Source organism: Phenylobacterium sp. (genome assembly GCF_037189685.1).
Lineage (GTDB): Bacteria > Pseudomonadota > Alphaproteobacteria > Caulobacterales > Caulobacteraceae > Phenylobacterium.
Window position 1 is genome coordinate 1 of record NZ_JBBCIT010000015.1, and the last position, 21,195, is coordinate 21,195.

Consider the following 21,195-nt stretch of genomic DNA (forward strand, 5'->3'; position numbering starts at 1 on the left):
CGGCGCGGCGGCCCTTGCGCCCCCGCCGCGCCGGGGTCCAGGTTGTCCTGGCATGACGCGCGTGTTCCCTCCGTCCGGCCTTTCCGCCGCCCTCCTCCTGGCCAGCACCCTGCTGGTCAGCGCCGCGCTGGCCGGAGCCTCGCCCGCCCGCGCCGCCGACGCGACCGCGCCGGCGCGGGCCGGCATCGTGGACCCTGCGATGCTGCGCCTGGCGTGGCCCACCGCCATGCCGAACGTCAGCGAGGCAGGCGCCGGGCTCTCGGGCGCGCAGTTCACCGGTGAGATCCCATCGATGGGGATGGCCAACACCATGCCGGCCAACGCGCGGCTGGTCATCCGCAGGATCGATGACACGGGACAGGTCGTGACGGCGCCCGTCGGCTTCCGGGTGATGGCCGGAACCGGCCGTCGCGACCTCGTCGTGCGGACCAGCCCAGCGAACATCACGACGCAAGAGGCGCCCTCGGTCGACCGCCCGGCCGACAGGAGCGCCGACGGCCTGATCGTCGGCGGGGGCCTGATCGTGGGCGGCGCCCTGGGCGGCGACGCGGCGGCCAGCATCGGCGTGGGTCTCGGCCCGGACCTGGCGGCGACCACCCTGGCCGTCGTGGTGCAGTACAACTGATGTGGCGCCGCCGCCTCCTCGCCGCGATCGCGGCTCTCAGCGCGCTCGCGGCGGCGGCGCCCGTTTCCGCCCAGGAACCGGCGGCGTCCGCGACGGGCGCCTACCTCAACCTGACGCCCAAGCGCGTCACCCTCGATCGGGGGCGACGCAACAGCGCTGTTTACCTGGTGAACCAGGGCGACCGGCCGGTGACGGTGGACATCGCCCTCGTCGACCGGGTGATGCTGCCTGACGGGCAGATCTCGGCCGTCGATTCATCCGAGCGCCAGGCCGAGGTCCAGGCCGCCGCCGCCGGCCTGAAGTCGGCGCGCGCGCTCCTGCAGGTCTCGCCCCGGCGTGTGGTGTTGCAGCCCGGCCGCCCCCAGACGGTGCGGGTGCGCCTGTCCTCGATGCCCGAAGCGGCGGCCGGCGAGCACCGCAGCCACCTGACCATCACCACCCTGCCCCCGCCCGAAACGGGCGCGACGGCCGAGGCCGCCGCCGGTGGTGGCGCAGCGGGCGAGCTGCGCTTCCAGATCGCCGCGGTCTACGGACTCTCCATCCCGGTCATCGTGCGGCCGGGGGAGCCCGACGTCGCCGCGCGGATCGAGAACGCCCGGATCGAGCACGCCGCGGCGGCAGGCGACGGCGGGCCGCCGGTCCGGCGGATCACCCTGGTCGCCTTCGACGTGGTTCGGACGGGGACCAGCTCGACCTATGGCAACTTCGAGGTCCGCATCGCCGGCGCGCCGAAGTCGGCCGAGCCCCTCGGCCTCGCCCGCGGCGTGGGCGTCTATCCTGAAACGGCGCGCCGGGCGGTGCGTATCCCGCTGACCCGCGAGCCCGCGCCCGGCGAGCGCCTGGAAGTGACCTTCACGGACGACGACACATCACCGGGGAAGGTTCTTGCACAAGCCGCGCTCTAGAGCGCGGCGGGCCAGAGCGGACGCCCGTTTCGCCCCAGGATCGCGTTCCGACATATCGAGGTCCTGGCCGGCTCATTGCGCCGCAGCGTTCCTCTGCGCCGGCCTGGCCGTTCCGGCGACGGCGCAGAGTCCCCAGGCTGCGCCTGCGGCCGCACACCGCGGGCTGGATCCCGACACGCTCCTGCTCTTCTCGGCCACGTTGCAGAACCTCACCCTTAGCGAGGGCCTCGGCGCCTACGGCGATCCCGAGGATCCCCTGCTGCCCGCGGGCGAACTGACCCGGCTGCTCGAAGCCGACATCGACGTCCTGCCCGGCGAAGGCCGCATCGTCGGACGTCTCGGCCAGGCGCGCCGGCCCGTCCTCATGGACCTGAACGCCGGCGTCCTGCGCACGGGCGGGCGGGACACCGGCGGGCGGGAACAGGCGCTGGCGCCCGGCGACGCGGTGGTCACGCCGACCGAGATCTATGTCCGCGCGTCGGTCCTGGGTCTTCTCCTCGACACCCGGCTCGACGTCGCAAGCGACGAACTGGCGCTTCGCCTGCACCCTCGCGAGAAGTTCCCGGTGCAGGCGCGACTGGAGCGGGCAGGCGCACGCCCCGGCGGCCGGACGGCCGCCTTCCAGGACGAGACGCTGCGGATCGAACAGCCCTATGCGGCCTTCACCCCTCCGGGGATCGACGTCGTGCTGGAGGGCGGCGTGGGCCAGGGCCGCCGCGACAGCACCTTCCGCTACGACCTGCGCCTGGCCGGCGACCTCTTCTGGTCGAACGCCCAGGCCTACCTCGCCTCGGACGAGGACGGACGCGCCACCAGCGCCCGCCTCCTGCTCCAGCGCCGCTCGGCCGAGGGGGCCATGCTGGGTCCGCTGCATGCGCGCGAGATCAACCTGGGCGACGTCTACGCACCGGCCATGTCGATGGGGCCGCGCACCATCGCCGGCCGGGGATTCACCGTCTCCACCGCGCCGATCGAACAGGCCAGCGTCTTCAACAGCATCGACCTGCGCGGCGAACTGCCTCCCGGATTCGACGTCGAACTCTACGTCAACGACGTGCTGCGCGCCTCGACCAACCAGGCCATCAACGGCCGCTATGAGTTCCTCGACCTGCCGCTGTCGCCGGGCCTGAACGTCGTCCGGGTCGTCACGTACGGCCCACGCGGCGAGCGGATCGAGGAAGTCCAGGTTATCAACGTCGGCGCGGCGCTGCTGCGGCGCGGAGAGGCCCAGCTCGCCTTCGGGCTGGTCGATCAGAATCAGCCGCTGTTCCGGCTGCGGGACAGCGGCGTCCCCGTCATCGGCGACCCCCGGCTCTTCGCCGGCGACGGCCTGCGCGCGGTGGCCACGCTGAACTACGGCCTCACCGACCTCGTCAGCCTGGCGGCGGGCGCCGCGCGCGTTCCCCAGCCGGCGGGCGGGGGGCTGGGCGTCTTCAGCCTGGGCGCCCGCACGTCGCTCTTCGGCCTCGCGACCCAGGTCGACGGCGGCTGGGATTCGCGGGGCGGACGCGGCGCCGCCCTGGGGGCCGCTGGACAGTTCGGCGACGTGGCCGCCGTCCTGCGCCATGCCGAGTACCGGGGCGGCTTCGTGGACGAGAACAACCTGGGGATCGACGCCCGCTTGCAGCTCCGGCGGCGGAGCGAACTCACCCTCGATTCCAGCGTCGATCTCCGGGGCCGCATCATCCCCGTCTCGATGCGGGCGATCCGGAACGAATACGCGGGCGGGTCCTACGATCTCCTGGCCGCGACCCGCGCCTCGACGGGGCTCGGCCAGGTGCTGCTGTCGACCGGCCTTGAGTACGAACGGCGCGCCCTGCGGCCTGCCGCGGTGTCGGAGACTCTCAAGGGCTATATCTCGGCCTCGACGTTCCGGAACTACCGGTGGCAGATCCGCACGTCGTTCGACTACGACATCCTGCCCGACTTCAAGGCGCGCTTCTTCAGCCTGGTGGTGGACCGCCGCCTGTCGGACACCTGGGCGCTGCGCTTCGGCCTCGGCCAGCCGCTGGACCGCGCGAACGACTGGAACGTCACGGTCTCCAGCATCTACGGCGCCCCCTTCGGCGACCTGGCCCTCACCGGCGAGTACGACAACACCCGGTCCGACTGGCGCATCGCGGCGCAGTGGAGCTTCGGCCTGGGCTACGATCCCGACCGCGGCTGCTACGAGGTGCTGCGCCCGGGCCCCGGAACCGGCGGGTCAGTGCTGTTCAACGCCTTCCTCGACGAGAATGGCGACGGGGTGCGCCAGGCCGGGGAGCCGGCGACCGCCAATGTCGGCCTGAACGGCGGCGTCGCCCGCGAGACCGTCACTGGCCCGGACGGCCGGGCGATGGTCACCGGACTGGGCGCCGGCCCCTCGGCCTATATGGACGTGAACCTGGAGCGGCTCGAGAACGCCGCGGTCTCGACTCCGCCCACCCGGCTCCACCTGCGGCCCCGGCCGGGATCGGTGACACGGGTCGACTTCCCCCTGCAGCCGACCGGCGGGGTGATGGTCCGGGTCGAACTGCTCAGGGACGACGGCCAGCGCGTGGGCCTGGCCTCGGTGCGACTGCAACTCGTGCGGGGAGAGGGAAAGCCGGTGGAGGGCGTCACCGAATTCGACGGCTCGGCCGTCTTCGATGCGGTGCCCAAGGGTTCCTGGCGCCTCCGGCTCGAACCGGCCCAGGCCGCGAAGCTGCGGATGCGGCTGCTGGAGGAGCCCGCTATCGTCATCGGGGGCGATGGCGACTTCGCCCCCGACGTGACGGTCCAGGTCCGGTTCGAACCGGCCGCAAAGGACACCACCACGGCGCAGACGGGAGGCGGCTAGGGCGATGCGGACGAAGCTCTCTTCCAGGCGCCTCGCCGGCCGGACGCTCGGACTCCTCGCGGCCCTCGCCGCGCCGCCCGCGCAGGCGGCGGTCTATACGGTCAACGTGGAGAACCCCATGGACATCGGGACGGTGGCCTCGGCCGCGGCCGGCGACACCGTCTTCCGCATCGACCCGGGCAGCGGGGCCGTCACGGTCCTTTCCGGCGGCGGGCGGCGGCTGACCGCGGGCGGCGCACGGGCCTCGGTCACGGTGACCTGCCGCCACACGCGCGCCGGCGAGACGACCTGCGACACCGCCAACGTCCCCATCCGGGTGGCGGCCATCGGCGCGACCACCGGCCGGGCCCGCGCCTTCCAGGCGTTCAGCGTGACGATGGGCACCGCGACGCTGGTCGGGCCGCCGACGGGGGGACAGCCGCTGGACTTCTCGATCGCCCCCCCGGGGCACAATTCCCCCAAGACCTTCTTCGTCGGCGCCGACTTTCCGGTGGCCGGCGACGATTCCGGGCTGCCCACAGGGATGGGCGAAAACACCTTCTCGGTCAGCGCCCTGGACGGCGCGGGCTTCTCGATGGGCGGCGACGCCGACCGCGGCCGGGCCCGCACCTACCGCGGCCTCTCGGTCGCCGCGACCTCGGACCTCAACTTCGGCCGCATCCAGCTTCCCGCGACCGGATCCAGCAAGATCACCATCGACCAGAGCACGGGGAACCGGACGGTGACGGGCGGCGCCTTCGCCTGGCCCACGCCGGCGCCGACCCGCGGCGCGTTCACGATCAGCGGCGAAGGCGGCCAACTGGTCTCCGTAACCATCCCCACGGCGGTCACCCTGACGGGACCGGGCAGTCTGACCGTCAACCTGACCGACACCGCCCCCGCCAGCCCGCGCCTCAGCGGCGCGCTGGGCGCGGCGGGGGCCTACAGCTTCAACATCGGCGGCGTGCTCACGATCACGCCTGCGACGCCGACGGGCGCCTATTCCGGCGTGATCACCGTCAGCGTGGACTACAACTGAGGTCGTTGCGTCGCGCGGAAGCTGATATTCAAGGAGCCGACGCCGTACAGGCCCGGAGGATACGCCCATGACCCGCCACGCCCTGATGAACCAGGCCCTCATCGCGGCGTTCGCCGCCGCGCTCGTCGCCTCGCCCGCGCTGGCCGCCCTCAAGCCGGGGGACAAGGCTCCGGACTTCACCGCCCAGGGCTATCAGGCCGGCAAGGCGCTGACGTTCTCGCTGGCCGACGCGCGAAAGAAAGGCCCGGTGGTGCTGTATTTCTTCCCGGCCGCCGACACCAAGGGCTGCAACCTCGAAGCCAAGATGTTCGCCGACGCCATGCCCGAGTTCGCCGCCAACGGCGCGACCGTCATCGGGGTGACCGCCGGCAAGCTCGACAAGCTCCAGCAGATCTCGTCCGACACCGACAAATGCTCGGGCAAGTTCCCGGTCGCCGCCGATCCGGGCGCGAAGATCGCCAGGTCGTACGACTCGGTCATGACGGCGATGCCGAACCTGTCGGACCGGACCTCCTACGTGATCGCCCCCGACGGCTCGGTCATCCACGCCTACTCCAAGCTGGACCCCACCGAACACGTCGCCCAGACGCTATCCGCCGTGAAGGCCTGGAAGGCGAAGAAGTAGATCTTCCCCTAGCAGCCGATCTCCTTGCAGATGCGTTCGTGCATGTCCCGCTCCATCCGGGGCATCAACGCGTTCAGGGCCGGGACCGACCTGGCCATGAACGCGGGCGTCTTGGCGATCAGCGACTGGCCCAGCGGGCTCTCGTAGTAGTCGACCGCCGCCTGCAGCTCCTCCCGTGTGAAGGTCTCCACGGTCGCCGGGATCATGGCCTCCATCAGCATGGGGGTCACGGCCCGCATGGATTCCGCAGCGGCGTGCGTGACAGCCTCGGTGAGTTCGGCGTTCGGCCGCTGCCCCCGGGCCTTCGCCGCGCGCTCGATCATGGCAGGCATCAGGTTGTTCATCATCGCGCTCACCTGGCTCTCCATGCGGAGCGCCGCCATGTAGCGCCGGGCCAGATCGCGCGCGTCGTCCGACGGCTCGGCCCAGGCCGGCGTCCCGAAGGCAAGGCCGGCCACGAACCCCACCAGCACCCATTTCCGCATGTCGCTCCTCCCCGATCGGCGGCAGGATCGGATGGCCGCCCCCGCACTGCAAGGCCGTAACACCCTTGCCCTCGCGAGCCTTTTCCCCTAAGAGCCCGCCTCTTCTACGGAAGGCGGTCTCTCGCGGAGCCTGAATGGGTCGGGAAACACCCGGCCGCCGCGGGCAGAGCCATCGTTTCCGGCGGGCTTCCGCCGCCGGACGCGCCGCCTTCCACAACGGAAGAAGGAAACTCATGGCGCTCTACGAGCACGTCGTCATCTCGCGGCAGGACATCTCGCCGCAACAGGCCGAAGCCCTCAACGATCAACTCAAGACCCTCATCGAGGAAGGCGGCGGCAACGTCGCGAAGATCGAATACTGGGGCCTTCGCAACCTCACCTACCGGATCAAGAAGAACCGCAAGGGTCACTATTCCCTCCTGGCCATCGACGCCCCGGCGGACGTCGTGAAGGAGATGGAACGCCAGCTCAGCATCAACGAAGACGTGCTGCGCTACATGACCGTGCGCGTCGAAGAGCTCGATCTGGAGCTCTCGCCGATCCTCGCCCGCCGCGATCGCGAACGCGAACGCCGCGACGACGCCCCGCAATTCTAGGAAAGGGAGGCTGACTCCATGAGCGAAGAGACCTCCGCCGCTCCGGCTCCGGCCGCCGGCGCCTCGGCCGGCGCCCCGCGCCGCCCGTTCTTCCGCCGCCGCAAGGTGTGCCCGTTCTCCGGCGCCAACGCCCCGAAGATCGACTACAAGGACGTGAAGCTGCTCCAGCGCTACGTGTCCGAGCGCGGCAAGATCGTGCCGTCGCGCATCACCGCGGTGTCCGCCAAGAAGCAGCGCGAACTGGCCAAGGCCATCAAGCGCGCCCGTTTCCTGGCGCTGCTTCCCTACGTCGTGAAGTAAGGGAGGCTAGGCACATGAAAGTCATTCTGCTCGAACGGCTGGAAGGCTGGGGCACGCTCGGCGACGTCGTGAACGTCAAGGACGGCTACGCCCGCAATTTCCTGCTGCCCCGCCAGAAGGCGCTGCGCGCCAATGCCGCCAACCTCAAGGTCTTCGAAGCCCAGCGCGTCGAGATCGAGGCCCGCAACGCCAAGACCAAGGAAACGGCCGGACGCGCGGGCGAAAAGCTGGACGGCACGCAGTACATCCTGATCCGCCAGGCCGGCGAAAGCGGCCAGCTCTACGGTTCGGTCACGGGCCGTGACGTGGCGGACGCGGTCAACGCCGAAGGCGGCAAGATCGAGCGGGCCATGGTCGTGCTGGACAAGCCGATCAAGACGCTCGGCATGCACGAGGTGAAGGTCCGGCTGCATTCGGAAGTGGCGGTCACCGTCACCCTGAACATCGCCCGCAGCCAGGACGAGGCCGAACGCCAGGCCCGCGGCGAGAACGTGATCGCCTCGCAGTTCGAGGACGAGCGTCAGGCCGCCGAAGAGGCCGCCGCCGACCTCCTCGAAGGCGGCGCCGGCCAGGCTGCGCAGGACTACGCGCCCGCCGACGCCTGAGGACGGCGCCGACACCGACGACATGAAGCGGCGCGGGGGATGCCCTCCGCGCCGCTTTCGTTTGGCCACCAGCTCCAGACCGGCCCTACGTCCGATTCTGACGTCGGCGCGGGTGAGACTCTGCACCGTTCGTCTGTGCGGCTCTCCGTCCCGCACCGCCTTTGTCCACAGGCTCGAAACTGTGTGTGGACAGGTTGGGCCGGCGCGGGCGCGCCGCCGTGATCCGGAGGCTCACCTTGGCTATCGATAGACCCATGGCCCTCGTCCCGGCGCTCGACCTCCGCCCCCCCCAGCCCACCGCGTCCAACGACGTGTCGATCCCGCACGCGCCGGCCAACGTCGAGGCCGAACAGGCGCTGCTGGGCGCCCTGCTCTACGACAACGCCGCGTTCGAGCGGCTGGGCGACCACCTGCAGCCCGAGCACTTCTTCGAGCCGCTCCACCAGCGGCTGTTCCAGGCCATCCAGACCAATATCCGCAAGGGCCAGCTCGCCGAGCCGATCCTGCTGGCCGAACACTTCGCCCGAGATCCGGCGTTCGAGGAGCTGGGCGGCCTGCGCTACCTCGCCGACCTGGTCGACCGCGCCCCGCCCGCCGCCAACGCGCCCGACTACGCCAATGCGGTCTACGACCTCGCCCTGCGGCGCGACCTGATCCGCATCGGCGGCGACATCGCCGCGACCGCCCAGCGCGGCGACGCCGAGCTCGACGCCCGCGACCAGATCGAGGCGGCCGAACAGCAACTCTACCAGCTCGCCGAGACGGGCGGCGTCTCCCAGGGCTTCGTGAACTTCGCCGACGCCCTGCGCGGCGCCGTGGCGATGGCGGCCGAGGCCCATAGCCGCGACGGCGGCCTGGCCGGCCTCTCGACCGGCCTGATCGACCTCGACCAGAAGATCGGCGGCATGCACCCGTCGGACCTCATGATCCTGGCGGCCCGGCCCTCGATGGGAAAGACGTCGCTCGCCTGCAACATCGCCTTCGACGTGGCGCGGCACTACGCCTGGGAGCCACAGCCCGACGGATCGCGGAAGACCGTCCGCGGCGGCGTCGTGGCGTTCTTCTCGCTCGAAATGTCGGCCGAGCAGCTCGCCATGCGCCTGCTGGCCGAAGCCTCGGGCGTCTCGGGCGACCGGCTCCGCAAGGGCGAGATCGACGCCATGGAGTTCGGCCGCATCCGCGATGCGGCGCTCGAGATCCAGGAGGCCCCGCTCTATATCGACGCCACCGGCGGCATCACCCTGGCCAAGCTGACCGCCCGGGCCCGGCGGCTGAAGCGTATGGTCGGCCTCGACCTGCTGATCGTCGACTACCTCCAGCTCATCACCACGGGCGCCGGCGGCCCCGACAACCGGGTGCAGGAGGTCTCGATGATCACCCAGGGCCTGAAGGCCCTGGCCAAGGAGCTCGCCATCCCCGTGCTGGCGCTCTCGCAGTTGAGCCGCCAGGTCGAGAACCGCGAGGACAAGAAACCCCAGCTTTCGGACCTGCGGGAATCCGGCTCGATCGAGCAGGACGCCGACATGGTGATGTTCGTCTACCGCGAGGAATACTACCTGAGCCGCCTGGAGCCGCGGGAAGGCACGCCCGAGCACTTCACCTGGCAGGAGCAGGTCGACCAGGTGAAGGGCCTGGCCGAGGTGATCATCGGCAAGCAGCGCCACGGCCCGATCGGCACCGTGAAGCTGTCGTTCAACTCCGACACCACCAAGTTCGGCAATCTGGCCCGTGACTCCGGCCGCTACGATCCACATTAGGCGCGGATGATCCCTTCCGACCGCGCGCGGCTGGTCATCGACCTCGACGCCCTGGCCCACAATCTCGCAACCCTTCGCGACGTCACGCCCGGCGCGGAGGTCGCCGCCGTGGTCAAGGCCGACGCCTACGGCCTCGGGGCCGGGCCGGTGTCACGCCGCCTCTGGGCCGAGGGTGTCCGGCGGTTCTTCGTGGCGCGCGTCTCGGAGGGCGAGGCGTTGCGCCGGGAACTGGGCGACCGCGAGGCCGCCATCTACGTCTTCGACGGCCTGCCGCCCGGCGCGGCCGGCCGGTTCGACGCCGCGCGCCTCACGCCCGTGATCGCCACCCTGCCCCAGGCGCACGCGGCGCTCGCCCTGGCCGCCGCCCGGGGCGGCTACGAGGCCGCCGTGCAGATCGACACCGGCATGAACCGCCAGGGGCTGACCCTGGAGGAAGCCCGCGCGCTGGCCGGCGCGCCGCGCGGCCTGGGCGCGCTGGATGTGCCGCTGCTGGTCAGCCACCTGGGCTCGGCGACCGATCCGGGCGAGGCGCGCAATCCCGAACAGCTCGCCCGCTTCCGCGAGGCCCGCGCCCTGTTTCCCGAAGCCAGGACCAGCCTGGCCGCCTCCGGCGGGGCGTTCCTGGGCCCCGAGTACCGGCATGAGGTCGTGCGCGGCGGCGTGAGCCTGTTCGGCGGCGGCCCCGAGGAACGCCCCGACCCGCGCCTTCGCGCCGTCGCGACACTCACCGCGCCCGTCCTCGACGTCCGCAACCTGCGCTCCGGCGACCGCCTGAGCTACGGCGAGGCTTTCACGGCCGACCGGCCCATGCGCGTGGCCGTGGTCGGCGCGGGCTATGCCGACGGGGTGATCCGCGCGGCGACGGGACGGGGCCGGGCGTGGGTCGCCGGCGCCTTGCGGCCCTTGCTGGCCGTGAACATGGATCTGCTGGTGGTCGACATCGGCGACGCGCCCGTCTCGCCCGGCGACCCTGCGGAAGTCCTGGGGCCGAACGCCCTGCTGGACGACCTCGCCACCGCAGCCGGCACCGTGGCGCACGAAGTGCTCGTCCGCCTGAGCCATCGGGCCGAGCGGATCTACCTCGGCGAAGCCTGACGGCGCGCCGAGGTCTCCGAAGTCGTCAGTCGGCCTTCGCCGCCGCCTCCAGACGGTTGAGGCCGACGGCCGCGACCGCCGACTTCAGTTCGTCCATGGTGACGCCGTCGCCCTGGGCTCTCACCCAGAAGCGCTGGCCGACGAGCACCCCGTACTCGCCCCGGCGCGCCTCGCGGTCGTAGCTTTCCTGGGTCAGCCGGCCATCGACCTGCCCCATCTTCTCGTAGCCCGTCGCCGTCTCCTTGGACGAGCGCGCGTTGAAGGCGCCGGCCAAGCCAACCAGGGCCGCCGCACCACCCGCATCGGTGACCTCGAGGGTGATCCGCGAATCGCCCCGGGAATACTCGGCCTCGGCCTGCGCGCCCTGGATGGCGCCGACGCCGCCGGCGCCGGTGCTGACATCCCCGCGTGTGAAGCCCGCGAAGCCGCCCGGAAGATAACCCTTCAGCGCGTCGGGATCGGAGACCGGCCCCGGCTCGCCCTTCTCCAGCGCCTTGCCGAGCGCCTCCAGCTTGGCGACGTCCACCTCGCCGGCGCCCGGGATGTTCACCTTGCCGCTGACCTCGACGTCGCCCAACGCCCCGCGTCCGCCGCCCGTCATGGACGTCACCGCGCCGGTCACCATGCCGATGACGAGACCCAGCACAACGGCGATCACAACGACGACCACGGTGTAGGGCACGGCCTTCTCTTCCGGCGTCTTCATCAGACGGGGGAGGCCCTTGCTCAGGAGAAACAGGCTGTAGAGCGCGCCCAGAAGCCCCACGATCCCCAGCATCGGGATCAGCGAGAACACACCGGCGACCCAGGACGCCGTGGAGGCGTAGGCCGCGACCTTCAGCGCCTGGAGCCGATCCTTCTGGCCTCCGAAGGTGGGCGCGAGGCCGTCGATGATCAGGGCGACCACATAGACCATCACCAGGCTCAGCACGAAGCTGACCACCGCCTGGGTCACTGCGCTCGCCGGCGACAACTTCACCGTAATGCCCATGGCACCGGCGCCGAGCACGGCCATGCCCACCGCGCCGCAGACCGCCGGGATCGCCGCCAGCGGCGCGATATAGCCCGTATAGAGCTGTCCCACGGTCGGCCGCTCGCCGTCGATCACGTCCCAGGTGGGCGAGGGCTTGGTCAGGATGTCCTTCACCCGCGCGACCAGCCCCGCGCCGGCCGATCCGGGTTCCACTACGCTCATGATCTCGCCTCTCCCTGCGTCCGAAACTGTCGTAGGGGCACCGTAACCCTTGAGCCCGCCACCGCAACCCATCGCACAGACCGTTCCCTCGGCCTGGGCTAGAGTTCCATACGCTCGAATCAGGAGACCTCATGGCCCGCGACGGCGCCGTCTATGCCTGCCAGTCCTGCGGCGCGACCCAGACCCGCTGGTCCGGCCAGTGCCCGGCCTGCGGCGCCTGGAACAGCCTGGTCGAGGAACTGACCACCCGCCCGCCGGGCGGGCTGAAGCCGGCCTCGAAGGCGCGCACCCGGCAACTGGCGTTCCAGGGCCTGGACGAAGCCACGCCGGCGCCGCCCCGCATCGCGACGGGCGTGGACGAGTGGGACCGTGTCTGCGGCGGCGGGGTGGTGCCGGGCTCCGCCATCCTGGTCGGCGGCGACCCGGGCGTAGGCAAGTCGACCCTGCTGCTCCAGGTGGCCGCCAGCGCCGCGCGGCGGGGCGTGCGCGCGGCCTATATCTCGGGCGAGGAGGCCGTGGAGCAGGTGCGCGGTCGCGCCCACCGCATGGGCCTGGCCGACGCGCCGGTGCGCCTGGCGGCCGAGACCGGCCTGCGGGCCATCGTGGACGGCCTGAAGGCCGATCCCTTCGACCTCGTCGTGATCGATTCGATCCAGACCCTGTGGAGCGACGCCCACGAGGCCGGCCCCGGTTCGGTGACCCAGGTCCGCGCCGCCGCGGGCGAACTCGTGCGGCTGGCCAAGTCGCGGGGCCTGGCGGTGATCCTCGTGGGCCACGTCACCAAGGAAGGCGCCATCGCGGGGCCTCGCGTGGTGGAACACATGGTCGACGCCGTCTTCGCCTTCGAGGGCGAGCGCGGCTATCCGTTCCGCATCCTGCGCGGCGCCAAGAACCGCTTCGGCGCCACCGACGAGATCGGGGTCTTCGAGATGGGCGACGCGGGCCTCGCCGAGGTGAAGAACCCCTCGGCCCTCTTCCTCGACACCTCGGGCGAGCGGGCGGCCGGCGCGGCGGTGTTCGCCGGTATCGAGGGATCGCGCCCGGTGCTGGTGGAGATCCAGGCGCTGGTGGCGCCTTCGACCTACGGCACGCCCCGGCGGGCGGTCGTCGGCTGGGATTCCGGGCGGCTGGCGATGGTGCTCGCCGTTCTCGAGGCGCGCTGCGGCCTGGGATTCGGGGACCGGGACGTCTACCTCAACGTCGCCGGCGGCCTGCGCATCTCCGAACCCGCGGCCGACCTGGCGGCGGCGGCCGCCCTCGCCTCCTCCGCCTTCGATGTCGCCCTGCCCCAGGACTGCGTGGTCTTCGGCGAGATCAGCCTGTCGGGCGAAGTGCGACCGGTCAGCCGGATGGACGGGCGCCTCAAGGAGGCCGCGAAGCTGGGCTTCCGTCGCGCGCTGGGGCCGCTGGACGCCGACGCCGGCGCTCTCCTCGCGCCCCCGATCGCCCCCATGGGCGTCGGCCGCCTGGCCGACGCCGTCCAGAGAATCCAGGATGCCCGGTGGACCCCAGGGGGAACCCCCAAGGGGACACTGGGCGGAAGACGCCCGTGACCCAGTTCGATATCCTCGTCCTGGCCCTGCTCGCGATCTCGGCGGCGGTCGGCTTCGCGCGCGGCGCCGTACGCGAGGTGTTCGCCCTGGTCGCCCTCGTCGCGGCGGCGGGCCTCGCCATCGTCGCCCTGCCGGCCTTCGGTCCCTCGGTGCGCGACGTCATCCCGGGTTGGCTGGGGACGGTGGCGACCCTCGTCCTGGTCTTCGCCGTGGCCTTCGTCGCCCTGCGGCTTATCGGCGCGGGCGTCGCGCGCCAGGTCCAGAACACCCAGATGCTGGGCTTCCTCGACCGCTCCCTGGGCCTTCTGATCGGGCTGGGGCGTGGCCTGATCGTCCTGGGCGCCCTCTACCTCATGTTCAACGCCGCCACGCCCGAAGACCTGCGCCCGCGCTGGATCACCGGCGCCCAGACCTGGCCCGCGGCCGCCAACATGGGCCGCCTCCTCCAGTCCCTCGCGCCCCGTGGACTGGACCTTGCCGACAGCCTCCGCCCCGCCTTTGATCGCGCCATCGGCGACGGGTCAGGTGACAGAACGGCGACAGAGAGGTACGAGGCCCGCGAATCCGCCGCCGCCGACCGTCCGGAGCCTTCCCGATGAGCCTGACTCACGCCGCCGAGCGTTGGTCGCAGCCCCTGCGCGACCCCGACGACGACTCGCCCCGGCTGGAGTGCGGCGTCTTCGGCATCTACGAGACGCCCGAGGCCTCCGGGATCACCGCGCTCGGACTTCATGCTCTCCAGCATCGGGGCCAGGAAGCCTGCGGCATCGCCTCGTTCGACGGCCAGCGGTTCCACACCGAGCGCCACATGGGCTACGTCGGCGACGCGTTCGGCGGCGGCGACCTGGGCAAGCGCCTGCCGGGCCGCACCGCCATCGGCCACACGCGCTACTCCACCGCCGGCGGCAGCTTCATCCGCAACGTCCAGCCGATGTTCGCCGACCTCGAGGCCGGCGGCCTCGCGCTGGCCCACAACGGCAACCTGACCAACTTCCTGGCGCTGCGCGCCCAGCTCGTCTCGGAAGGGGCCATCTTCCAGTCCACCTCGGACTCGGAGGCGATCCTGCACCTGATCGCCCGCTCGCGCCGGGCCCGGTTCCTGGAGCGCTTCACCGAGGCGTTGCAGCAGATCGAGGGCGGCTACGCCCTGGTCGCCATGACCAACAAGAAGCTGATCGGCGTGCGCGATCCCCTGGGCATCCGCCCCCTGGTGCTGGGCGACCTGAACGGCAAGGCGGTGTTCGCGTCCGAGACCTGCGCGCTCGACATGGTCGGCGCCACGTTCGTGCGCGACGTCGAGCACGGCGAGATGCTGGTGGTGGACGAGAAGGGACTGCGCAGCTTCCGGCCCTTCCCGGCCCAGCAGGCGCGGCCCTGCATCTTCGAGTACGTCTATTTCGCCCGCCCCGATTCCGTCGTGAACGGCCAGTCCGTCTACGACGTGCGCAAGCGCATGGGACGGCGGCTGGCGCAGGAGACGCCGGCCGACGTGGACGTGGTGGTGCCGGTGCCCGATTCCGGCGTGCCCGCGGCGCTCGGCTTCGCCCAGGAGGCGAACCTCCCCTTCGAGATGGGCATCATCCGCAATCACTACGTGGGCCGCACCTTCATCCAGCCCACCCAGGGCGCCCGCGAACTGGGCGTTCGGATGAAACTGGCGCCCAACCGGTCGGTGCTGGCGGGCAAGAAGGTGCTGCTGGTGGACGATTCCATCGTGCGCGGCACCAATTCCGTGCGGGTCGTCCGCATGGTGCGCGAAGCCGGCGCCGCCGAGGTCCACCTGCGCAGCGCCTCGCCGCCGATCAAGTGGCCCGACTACTACGGCATCGACATGCCCGACCGAGACAAGCTGCTGGCGGCCAACCACGACGTCGACGAGATCGCCCGCATCCTGAACGTGGACTCGATGGGCTACCTGTCGGTCGACGGCCTGTATTGGGCGATGGGCGCCGAGCGCGACCCGGCCAACCCCAAGTTCACCGACCACTACTTCACCGGCGACTATCCCACCCGGCTGCTCGACCGCGAGATCGCCGAGGGGCGGAACGAAATCTCCCAGCGCCAGCTCTCGTTCCTGGTCGACGCGTGAGCGGTAAACCCGCCCTCCTCGGGCGGATCAAACCGGACTGGTACCTGATCCTCATCATCTCGGCCGGCGCGCTCGCCAGCGTCCTGCCCGCGCGGGGCGACGCGGCGGAGGGCCTGGGCCTCGCAACGAAGATCGCCATCGCGATGGTCTTCTTCCTGCACGGCGCGCGGCTCCCGCGCGAGGCGGTGCTGGCGGGCCTGACGCACTGGCGGCTGCACCTGACCATCTTCGCGGCGACCTTCGTGCTGTTCCCGGCCCTGACGCTGGGCTTCACCCGCCTGCCGGCCTGGATCAGCCCGCCCGAGCTGGCCGCCGGCCTCATCCTCCTGGGCTGCCTGCCGTCCACGATCCAGAGTTCGATCGCCTTCGTGGCGGTCGCGCGCGGCAACGTGCCCGCCGCCGTGGCCGCGGCCTCGGCCTCCAACCTCGTGGGCGTGTTCCTGACGCCGGCTCTGGTGGGCCTCCTGATGCGCGCCGAGGGCGCGATCAGCCCCGGCGCGTTCTGGAGCATCATGATCCAGCTCCTCCTTCCCTTCGTGACGGGTCAGGTCCTGCGGCCCTGGATCGGCACGGCCGTCGCACGCCACGGCGCCCTCCTCGGCAAGCTGGACCGGGGCACCATCATCCTCATCGTCTATGTGGCCTTCTCCAGCGCCGTCGTGGACGGCGTGTGGAGCCGGCTGAGCGGGCTCGACCTCGTTCGCCTGCTGGCGATCTGCGCGGTCCTCCTGGCGGCCGTCCTCGCCATCACCACCGTCGCGGCGCGCCGCCTCGGCTTCGACAAGGCCGATGAGATCGCCATCGTCTTCTGCGGCTCGAAGAAGTCGCTCGCCAGCGGCGCGCCCATCGCCGCGGCGCTCTTCACCCCCGCCATCGCCGGAGTGGCCATGATCCCGCTGATGGTGTTCCACCAGCTCCAGCTCATGGTCTGCGCCGCGCTGGCCCAGCGATACGCCCGACGCCCCGATACGACGCCCTGACACGACACTCGAAAGCGGCTAGAGACGCCGCCTCATGTCCGAACGCCCCCTCCACGACGCCCCCCTTCACGACCACGTCGCCCTCGTCACCGGCGCCAGCCGCGGCATCGGCAAGGCCGCGGCCCTGGCCCTGGCCGCGGCCGGCGCGCACGTGATCGCCGTGGCGCGCACCCAGGGCGCGCTGGAAGCCCTCGACGACGAGATCCGCGCCCTCACCGGCCAGCCGGCCACCCTGGTCCCGATGGACATCGGCGAGGTGGACGGCCTGGACCAGCTCGGACTGGCGATCCACCAGCGGTTCGGCCGGCTGGACATCCTCGTCCACGCCGCGGCCCTGCTCGGCCCCATGACGCCCGTGGCCCATATCGAGCCCAAGCACTGGGACCGGAACATCGCGGTGAACCTCAGCGCCACGTTCCGCCTGATCCGGTCGGCGGAACCCCTGCTGCGCGCCTCCGCGCGGCCGCGGGCTATCTTCCTCACCAGCAGCCGCGCCCAGCGGCCGAAGGCTTTCTGGGGAACCTACGGAGCCACGAAGGCCGCCGTCGAGAACCTGGTCCGCACCTGGGCCGACGAACTGGAGCAGACGAAGGTCCGCGCCGTCCTCCTCGACCCCGGCGCCATGCGCACCCGCATGCGGGCCGAAGCCATGCCCGGCGAAGACCCGGCGAAACTGCCCGACCCGGCCGAGATCGGCCCCCTGATCGTGGAACTGGCCCAGGTCGACCTGGGCCTGCCGACCGCTAACGTGGCTTTCGCGGACTGGAAGACGGCCGGGACGCCCGCTTCGGCTTGACGCCGGGCCGGGCCAGCTTGGCCGCACGCCCACGCGGGGTTCCCGCCTTGGGCTTCTTCGCCTTCTGCGGCGCCTTCGGCCTGCCCTCGGCGCCCTCCCGCGCCTTTTCCGCCGCCGCCTTGCGGGCCTTGGCCGCCAGGCCGGTCCGCGCCGACGACGGAGCCGTCCGCGCCGGGCCCGGGCCGCTCTTCTCCTCGCCCTCGGCGTAGGGGTTCTTGTTCGAGCGCACCGACAGGCGGATCGGAACGCCCGGCAGGTCGAAGCTCTCGCGGATCGAGTTGATCAGATAGCGCCGGTAGTGGTCCGGAAGCTGGTCGGCGCGGCTGGCGAACAGCACGAAGGTGGGCGGGCGGGCCTTGGTCTGGGCCACGTACTTGGGCTTCACCCGGCGGCCGTTCACCGCCGGCGGCGGGTGCCGTTCGACCGCCATCCGCAGCCAATCGTTCAGATCGCGCGTCTTGACCTTGGTGGTCCAGTCGCCGTGCGCCTTGAGCACCGCCGGCAGCAGCCGGTCCAGCCCCCGCCCCGTCTCGGCCGACAGCGCCACCATCGGCGAGCCACGCACCTGGGGCAGCAGCCGGGTCACCTCTTCCTGCAACTCGGCCAGACGCGCCGCCGCGTCGGGGATCAGGTCCCACTTGGCCAGCACGAAGACCAGGGCCCGCCCCTCACGCTCCACGAGGTCGGCGATCTGCAGGTCCTGGATCTCCAGCGGGTGCGTGGCGTCCATCACCAGCAGCACGACCTCGGCGAAGGTGATGGCGCGGATGGAGTCGCCGGTGGAGAGCTTCTCCAGCTTCTCCTGAACCTTGGCCTTGCGGCGCAGCCCGGCCGTATCCACCAGCCGTATGGGACGGCCGTCCCATTCCCAGTCCACGGGGATGGCGTCGCGGGTGATTCCGGCCTCGGGGCCCGTAAGCAGCCTGTCCTCGCCGATCAGGGCGTTCACCAGCGTCGACTTGCCCGCGTTCGGCCGTCCGACGATCGCGATGTTGATCGGCTTGACGCCGGCCTCTTCGTCGTCCTCGGCGTCGGGATCGGGCGCGAGCGCGGCCACGGCGGCGTAGAGATCTGCCATTCCCTCGCCGTGCTCGGCCGAGATCGGCACCGGCTCGCCCAGGCCCAGCCCGAAGGCCTCGAGCACGCCGGCCTCGGAGGCCTTGCTCTCGGACTTGTTGGCCGCCAGCACCACGGGCTTGCCCTTGCGGCGCAGGAGTTCGGCGAAGATCTCGTCGGCCGGCGTCACGCCCTCGCGCGCGTCGACGACGAACAGGGCCACATCCGCCTCGTCCACCGCCAGTTCGGTCTGGGTGCGCATCCGCGCTTCCAGGCTCTCGTCGGTGACGTCCTCGAAACCGGCGGTGTCGATGAGCTGGAGATCCAGGTCGCCCAGCCGGCCGGTCGCGAACCGGCGGTCGCGCGTCACGCCCGGCTGGTCGTCCACGATGGCGAGCTTCTTGCCCGCCAGCCGGTTGAACAGCGTGGATTTGCCGACATTCGGCCGCCCGACGATCGCAAGTTTGAGCGCCATAGGGCGAAGTCTACCTGACCGGTCAGCGGATCGCGATCAGATCGGCGTCCTGGGTCACCACATACAGGGTGTCGCCCATGGCGATCGGCGAGATGGTGGCCGAGCCCTTGAGGCCGATCCGGCGCTGGATCTCGCCCGTCTTGGCGTTGAGCACCACCATGTCGCCCGTCTGGCCGGTGATCAGCAGGCGCTCGCCCGCCAGGAGCGGGCCCGACCACAAGGGGCGGTTCTGCCGCTGCCCGCTGATGCCGAAGACGCCGCCGACCTTCTTGCCCTTGAAGCCCTCGTTGAGGTCGCGCATCCAGTAGATCTGGCCCGTCTCGCGGCTGGCGCAGATGACCTCGCCGCCCTTGGAGACCACATAGACCACGTCGCCCGCCGGCCACGGGGCCGTCACACCCACCACCGGCAGGCTCCAGAGGGCCTGGCCCGTGCGCAGGTCGGTGGCCGCGAACACGCCCGAATGGCTGACCGCGAACACGTCGCCCTGGTAGATCACGGGGCGACCGGCGATGTCGCGGATCTCGGACAGCGCGCTGGTGCGGCTCGCGCGCGAAAGCGCCTCGTTCCACAGATCGTTGCCGTTGGCCGCGCGAAGCGCCACCAGCTCGCCCGAGCCGAACGCCGCCACGACGGTGTCGCCCGACACCGCCGGGCTGGACGCCGCCAGGATCCGGGCGGGCTCGGACAGCGCTTGGTAGGTCCACGACGGCGCGCCTGTGGCCGCATCGAAGGTCAGAAGGGTGTTGTCCAGCGCAATGGCCATGACGCGGCCCGCAGCCACCGTGGGTGCGCCGTGGATGGCTTCCGGCGTCCTGGACCGCCATCCGATGGCCCCTGAACGGGCGTCCATCTGGAGCACTTCCCGGTATCCGGTGGCCACATAGAGCTTTCCGTCGGCGTAGGCCATGCCGCCGCCGAAGGCCAGACGGTCGCGCTTGTTGTCGCCCGGATTGGTGCTCGTACGCCAGACCTGCGCGCCCGTGCGGGCGTCCAGGGCCGCGACGCGCCCCTCGGAATCCATGGCGAAGACCTTGCCGTCCGCCGCCACGGGGGGCGCCGTCACATAGCGGCCCCGCTTCGAGCCGTCGCCGAAACTGCGGCGCCACGCCACCGCCAGGTTCTCGCCGAGCGCCACGTTGCCCAGCGCCTGTTCCGGCGTCCCGCCGGGCAGCGGCCAGGCCGCCACCGTCTGGGGTTGCGGCAGAGCGAAGTCGACCCCTTTCAGGGCTTCGGCCGGCTCAAGGATCTGGTCAGCCGGAACGATCGAGATGCGCTGGCCCTCTCCCGCCATCTCCGAGGGGCCGTCGTCATCGCGGTCGAACGGGTTCAGGCGGCTGATCGTGGAGCAGCCGGACAGGCCGATCGCGATCACGGTGACGGTCGCGAGGATCGTGGAACGGCGGATCATTGCGGCGCGACGTCCTGGGCTTGCGGGACGGCCCCTTGCGGGCCCACGACGGGCGGCGGCAGCGCCTGGGCGGCCTTCACCACGGCGGCGACCTCCTTGGCCGAACCGGAATCGATCAGGCCCATGGCGGCGCGCGCCCGCGACTGGGCGCCTTCGCCCGCGTCGAGCGATTGCGAGATGACGACGAAGTCGCTGCGGGCGCCCGAAAGGTTCCCGGCCCGGATCTTGGCGAAGGCCAGCGCCTCGCGCGCCTGGATGCGGTATGGCCGGCCGTCTTCCATAAGGGGCTTCAAGCGCGCCTCCACGTCGGTGAAGCTCGCCGTGTCGAGGAGGGCCAAGGCGGATTTGAGGCGGGCGGCGTCGCCCAGCGCGGCGTCAGGCGCGGCTTCGGCGGCCTGATCCAGCAGCTTCACCGCCTCGTCCGTCTTGTTCTGCGACATCTGGTAGGCCGCCAAGTGCATCAGCGACAGGGCCTTGTAGCCCGGGGCCTGCGACTTCGAGGTCTCGGTCCAGACCTGCAGCGCCTTCTCGCGATCGCCCGCCTGCAGGGCGTCGATCGCCTCGGCGTACTGGTCCGAAGCCTTCGCGATGTTGTTGCTGCGCCAGGTGTCCCAGCCCCAGTAGGCCAGGGTGGCCACCAGGGCCAACGCCGCGATCCCGAGCACCCACGGCAACACCTTGCGCCCAAGTTGCTTGTAGCGGTCGGAGCGAAGCTGCTCTTCGACCTCTTCGAAAAGATCGGTCACGTGTGGGGGGCTCCGGGGCGCCGCATAAACGAGGGGCGGAACCTATAGCGCGCCGCCCGGCGCCT

At 71.3% G+C, this 21,195-nt stretch carries 20 protein-coding genes; 15 read left to right on the top strand and 5 right to left on the bottom strand.

The features are described 5' to 3' along the window. The first annotated feature begins 52 nt into the window (after positions 1-52). The 5 genes from WG212_RS11520 to WG212_RS11540 all read left to right on the top strand — a co-directional run bounded on the left by WG212_RS11520 (position 53) and on the right by WG212_RS11540 (position 5,991). Entirely contained in the window at positions 53-625 is a 573-nt protein-coding gene (locus WG212_RS11520) for a hypothetical protein (protein ID WP_337187241.1), read from the top strand. Next, the gene (locus WG212_RS11525) at positions 625-1,530 is read left to right on the top strand and encodes a hypothetical protein (protein ID WP_337187242.1); all 906 of its coding nucleotides are present in this window, start codon (positions 625-627) and stop codon (positions 1,528-1,530) included. Before WG212_RS11520 ends, WG212_RS11525 begins: the two co-directional genes overlap by 1 nt. Before the next feature lie 199 nt (positions 1,531-1,729). Further along, positions 1,730-4,348 (top strand): hypothetical protein, encoded by a 2,619-nt coding sequence (locus WG212_RS11530; RefSeq protein WP_337187243.1) that lies wholly within the window; start codon positions 1,730-1,732, stop codon positions 4,346-4,348. A gap of 4 nt (positions 4,349-4,352) precedes the next feature. Beyond that, entirely contained in the window at positions 4,353-5,366 is a 1,014-nt protein-coding gene (locus tag WG212_RS11535; protein WP_337187244.1) for a DUF4402 domain-containing protein, read from the top strand. Positions 5,367-5,433: 67 nt separating this feature from the next. Then, positions 5,434-5,991: a peroxiredoxin gene (locus WG212_RS11540; protein WP_337187245.1), complete on the top strand. Its 558-nt coding sequence runs from the start codon at positions 5,434-5,436 to the stop codon at positions 5,989-5,991. A gap of 8 nt (positions 5,992-5,999) precedes the next feature. Here the strand turns inward: WG212_RS11540 and WG212_RS11545 are convergent, their stop codons facing one another. Next, on the bottom strand, positions 6,000-6,476 hold the full coding sequence (locus tag WG212_RS11545) for a DUF2059 domain-containing protein (RefSeq protein WP_337187246.1): 477 nt from the start codon (positions 6,474-6,476) through the stop codon (positions 6,000-6,002). 233 nt (positions 6,477-6,709) lie between these two features. Here WG212_RS11545 and rpsF point away from each other — a divergent pair, with 233 nt between their 5' ends. From rpsF to alr, 5 genes are all read left to right on the top strand, one after another. Further along, the gene (rpsF, locus tag WG212_RS11550) at positions 6,710-7,072 is read left to right on the top strand and encodes a 30S ribosomal protein S6 (RefSeq protein ID WP_337187247.1); all 363 of its coding nucleotides are present in this window, start codon (positions 6,710-6,712) and stop codon (positions 7,070-7,072) included. Between the two features lie 18 nt (positions 7,073-7,090). After that, positions 7,091-7,372 (top strand): 30S ribosomal protein S18, encoded by a 282-nt coding sequence (gene rpsR / locus WG212_RS11555; RefSeq protein WP_293379161.1) that lies wholly within the window; start codon positions 7,091-7,093, stop codon positions 7,370-7,372. 14 nt (positions 7,373-7,386) lie between these two features. Further along, the gene (rplI, locus tag WG212_RS11560; protein WP_337187248.1) at positions 7,387-7,977 is read left to right on the top strand and encodes a 50S ribosomal protein L9; all 591 of its coding nucleotides are present in this window, start codon (positions 7,387-7,389) and stop codon (positions 7,975-7,977) included. A 254-nt stretch (positions 7,978-8,231) separates the two neighbouring features. Next, positions 8,232-9,734, top strand: a complete 1,503-nt coding sequence (locus WG212_RS11565; protein ID WP_337187249.1) for a replicative DNA helicase — start codon at positions 8,232-8,234, stop codon at positions 9,732-9,734. A gap of 6 nt (positions 9,735-9,740) precedes the next feature. Next, positions 9,741-10,829, top strand: a complete 1,089-nt coding sequence (gene alr / locus WG212_RS11570) for an alanine racemase (protein ID WP_337187250.1) — start codon at positions 9,741-9,743, stop codon at positions 10,827-10,829. A gap of 25 nt (positions 10,830-10,854) precedes the next feature. Here the strand turns inward: alr and WG212_RS11575 are convergent, their stop codons facing one another. Further along, positions 10,855-12,024 carry a Yip1 family protein gene (locus WG212_RS11575; protein WP_337187251.1) on the bottom strand — a complete coding sequence of 390 codons (1,170 nt, stop codon included), beginning with the start codon at positions 12,022-12,024 and terminating at the stop codon, positions 10,855-10,857. 131 nt (positions 12,025-12,155) lie between these two features. Between WG212_RS11575 and radA the strand changes: the two genes are divergently transcribed. Genes radA through WG212_RS11600 form a run of 5 tightly spaced genes read left to right on the top strand, consistent with a single transcriptional unit; the run spans position 12,156 to position 17,442 of the window. After that, on the top strand, positions 12,156-13,577 hold the full coding sequence (gene radA, locus WG212_RS11580; protein WP_337187252.1) for a DNA repair protein RadA: 1,422 nt from the start codon (positions 12,156-12,158) through the stop codon (positions 13,575-13,577). Then, positions 13,574-14,176 carry a CvpA family protein gene (locus tag WG212_RS11585; protein ID WP_337187253.1) on the top strand — a complete coding sequence of 201 codons (603 nt, stop codon included), beginning with the start codon at positions 13,574-13,576 and terminating at the stop codon, positions 14,174-14,176. The genes radA and WG212_RS11585 overlap by 4 nt, the downstream gene beginning before the upstream one ends. Then, positions 14,173-15,666 (top strand): amidophosphoribosyltransferase, encoded by a 1,494-nt coding sequence (purF, locus tag WG212_RS11590; protein WP_337187254.1) that lies wholly within the window; start codon positions 14,173-14,175, stop codon positions 15,664-15,666. The genes WG212_RS11585 and purF overlap by 4 nt, the downstream gene beginning before the upstream one ends. After that, positions 15,663-16,646 (top strand): bile acid:sodium symporter family protein, encoded by a 984-nt coding sequence (locus WG212_RS11595; protein WP_337187255.1) that lies wholly within the window; start codon positions 15,663-15,665, stop codon positions 16,644-16,646. Before purF ends, WG212_RS11595 begins: the two co-directional genes overlap by 4 nt. 34 nt (positions 16,647-16,680) lie before the next feature. Continuing rightward, complete coding sequence (locus tag WG212_RS11600; RefSeq protein ID WP_337187256.1) at positions 16,681-17,442, top strand: SDR family NAD(P)-dependent oxidoreductase; 762 nt, start codon at positions 16,681-16,683, stop codon at positions 17,440-17,442. On the opposite strand, the gene der is transcribed toward WG212_RS11600, so the two are convergent. From der to WG212_RS11615, 3 genes are read right to left on the bottom strand one after another with little or no spacing between them, the layout of a single operon-like run. Further along, entirely contained in the window at positions 17,390-18,973 is a 1,584-nt protein-coding gene (gene der, locus WG212_RS11605) for a ribosome biogenesis GTPase Der (protein WP_337187257.1), read from the bottom strand. The genes WG212_RS11600 and der overlap by 53 nt on opposite strands. Before the next feature lie 22 nt (positions 18,974-18,995). Beyond that, a complete protein-coding gene (locus WG212_RS11610) occupies positions 18,996-20,384 on the bottom strand; it encodes a PQQ-binding-like beta-propeller repeat protein (RefSeq protein ID WP_337187258.1) in 1,389 nt (462 codons plus the stop codon). Next, positions 20,381-21,130: a tetratricopeptide repeat protein gene (locus tag WG212_RS11615; protein WP_337187259.1), complete on the bottom strand. Its 750-nt coding sequence runs from the start codon at positions 21,128-21,130 to the stop codon at positions 20,381-20,383. The genes WG212_RS11610 and WG212_RS11615 overlap by 4 nt, the downstream gene beginning before the upstream one ends. Between the last annotated feature and the right edge of the window lie 65 nt (positions 21,131-21,195).